Origin of the sequence: Mesorhizobium sp. M7A.F.Ca.MR.362.00.0.0 (genome assembly GCF_004023175.1) — a bacterium.
GTDB lineage: Bacteria > Pseudomonadota > Alphaproteobacteria > Rhizobiales > Rhizobiaceae > Mesorhizobium.
On record NZ_RZTF01000581.1, the window covers coordinates 1 to 2,768 of the forward strand.

At 62.6% G+C, this 2,768-nt stretch carries 3 protein-coding genes; 2 read left to right on the forward strand and 1 reads right to left on the reverse strand.

Features of this window, described 5'->3' with window-relative positions; genetic code table 11:
* A partial coding sequence (locus tag EOC06_RS35455) for an ROK family transcriptional regulator (RefSeq protein WP_164898939.1) occupies nucleotides 1-790 on the reverse strand: 790 nt, incomplete at its 3' end.
* A gap of 227 nt (nucleotides 791-1,017) precedes the next feature.
* Between EOC06_RS35455 and EOC06_RS35460 the strand changes: the two genes are divergently transcribed.
* Nucleotides 1,018-2,034 carry a sugar ABC transporter substrate-binding protein gene (locus tag EOC06_RS35460; protein WP_164898941.1) on the forward strand — a complete coding sequence of 339 codons (1,017 nt, stop codon included), beginning with the start codon at nucleotides 1,018-1,020 and terminating at the stop codon, nucleotides 2,032-2,034.
* 159 nt (nucleotides 2,035-2,193) lie between these two features.
* On the forward strand, nucleotides 2,194-2,768 hold a 575-nt coding region (locus EOC06_RS35465), incomplete at its 3' end, for an ABC transporter permease (protein ID WP_164898940.1).

Below are 2,768 nucleotides of genomic sequence, written 5' to 3' on the forward strand. Positions count from 1 at the left end.
GCATGGAGCCGAGCGCTCCGGCATTGCCGGTCGGGCCGCCAAAAAGCCGGCCGTTCAGCACAATGCCGCCACCGGCAAAGGCGCCGATATAAAAATAGACGAAGTCGCGCGCAGCGCCCGCCTGGCCGAAGACGAGCTCGGCGCCGCAGGCCGACGTGGCATCGTTCTGCAAATAGACCGGAAAATCGCATTGCGCCTGGATGTCGGCCCGGATGTCGCGGTGGCGCCATTCGTCCATCACGTCGCGGGGGGCGCCGGCGGTATCGGCCCAGTTCCACAATTCGAACGGCATGGCGATGCCGAGCCCGGCGATGCGCTTGTCTTGCGCGGGCGTCAGCGCGCCGCGCATCTGCCGCATGCCGTTGGTGACGAAGTCCACCGTCTCGCGCGGCGCGGGGTAGCGATAGGAATGCTGCAGCATCGAACGGACATGGCCAAGGAAATCTATCAACACCAGTTCGGCGCTGCGGCGGCCGATCTTCAGGCCAATGAAGAAAGCGCCTTCGGGATTGAGCGCCATCGGAATGGAAGGCTGGCCGATCTTGCCGCGCAACGGCGCCTGGCGCAGCAGGAGGCTTTCTTCCTCCAGCTCGCGCATGATGACCGAAACCGTCTGCGCCGAAAGGCCGGTCATGCGGGCGATGTCGGATTTTGCCAGGCTGCCGTGCTGGCGCACCAGCGACAGCACCAACCGCTCATTGTGGTCGCGCATGCCGCTCTGGTTGGTGCCGCGGTGAATGAGACTGTCATTCACCTCGGGCGAACCGTGCCTCGCAATGGCCGTTTCCACCCTGTTCCTCCCGTCGTTTCCCCTCAATGCTTTTGGGCCAGAATGGGTGAACGAAGCAAGGCTGTCAATAATAAATAAGAGTGATTTAATTATTGACAGAGGCTTCGTGCTGGTGTCTGTTGAGGCCGCGTCCACGCTGGGAGAATTTCGTTGGACGCGCTGCAGGTGCCGGTTGGCCGGCATCCGGATGGTTCCACTGGGAGGAAATCGTGACCAATACAAAACTGTTGAAATCGACCGTGTTTGCCGCCGCGGCTCTGGGGCTGATGGCGTTTGCGTCGTCCGCATCCGAGGCTGGTGTCGGTGCCTGCCTGATCACCAAGACCGACACCAATCCCTTCTTCGTCAAGATGAAGGAGGGCGCCACCGCGAAGGCCAAGGAACTCGGCGTCGACCTCAAGACCTATGCCGGCAAGATCGACGGCGACAGCGAGAGCCAGGTTGCGGCCATCGAGAGCTGCATCGCCGACGGCGCCAAGGGTATCCTGATCACTGCATCCGACACCAAGGGCATCGTGCCGACCGTGAAGAAGGCGCGTGACGCCGGCCTGCTGGTGATCGCGCTCGACACGCCGCTCGATCCGATCGACGCCGCCGACGCGACCTTTGCGACGGACAATCTCGAAGCCGGCAAGCTGATCGGTGCCTGGGCAGCCGCCACGCTCGGCGACAAGGCCAAGGACGCCAAGATCGGCTTCCTCGACCTGACGCCTTCGCAGCCGACTGTCGACGTGCTGCGTGATCAGGGCTTCATGATGGGCTACGGCATCGACGTGAAGGATCCCAACAAGATCGGCGATGAGGACGATCCCCGCATCGTCGGCCACGACGTCACCAACGGCAACGAAGAGGGCGGCCGCAAGGCGATGGAGAACCTCCTGCAGAAGGACAACACCATCAACGTCATCCACACCATCAACGAGCCTGCCGCTGTCGGCGCCTACCAGGCGCTCAAGGCTGTCGGCCTCGAAAGCCAGGTGCTGATCGTTTCCGTCGATGGCGGCTGCCCCGGCGTGAAGTCGGTGGCCGAAGGTGTCATCGGCGCCACTTCGCAGCAATACCCGCTGCAGATGGCAGCACTCGGCATCGAGGCGATCGCCGCTTTTGCCAAGGACGGAACCAAGCCGAAGCCGACCGAAGGCAAGAACTTCTTCGATACCGGCGTCAACCTGGTGACGGACAAGCCGGCCACCGGCGTCAAGTCCATCGACACCAAGGAAGGCCTCGCCAAGTGCTGGGGCTGATGTCGGTCTGACCGGCATCCAGGGAACCTGAGCGGTCGGGGCTTGATCCCCGGCCGCTTCGGGTGGACGATGGCTCGCGTGACCGCGAACAATCCCGGCAGCAGACCGGAAAGGCGTGGACTGGCGTCGGCGTTTGGCTGAAGCCTACGGGGAGTAAACATGGCTCAAGCTCAGGAATTCGAGAAGGTTCTCTCGAGCAGCGACACCAGCGTTGCCGCTTTTGACGAGCACAAGTCGGCCGTCAAGCGCATCCAGCATTTCTTGCATTCGACGCCGGCCGCAGTGCCGCTGATCGTCCTGGTTCTGGCGATCATCGTCTTCGGCATCACCATCGGTGGGCGGTTCTTTTCGTCCTACACGCTGACGCTTATCCTGCAGCAGATCGCCATTATCGGCATTCTGGGTGCTGCGCAGACGCTGGTCATCCTGACCGCGGGCATCGACCTGTCGATTGGCGTGATCATGGTGATTTCAGCGGTGATCATGGGCAATTGCGCGGTCTCCTACGGCATGCCGAGCGCGCTCGCCGTGGCGATAGGGCTTGCCGCCGGTGCGGCCTGCGGACTGCTCAACGGCGTGCTTGTCGCCTACATGAAGCTGCCGCCCTTCATCGTGACGCTTGGCACCTGGAACATCGTCATGGCCACGAACTTCATCTATTCGGCCAACGAGACGATCCGCGACACCGACGTCGACACCCAGGCGCCGCTCCTGCATCTCTTTGCCATCAGCTT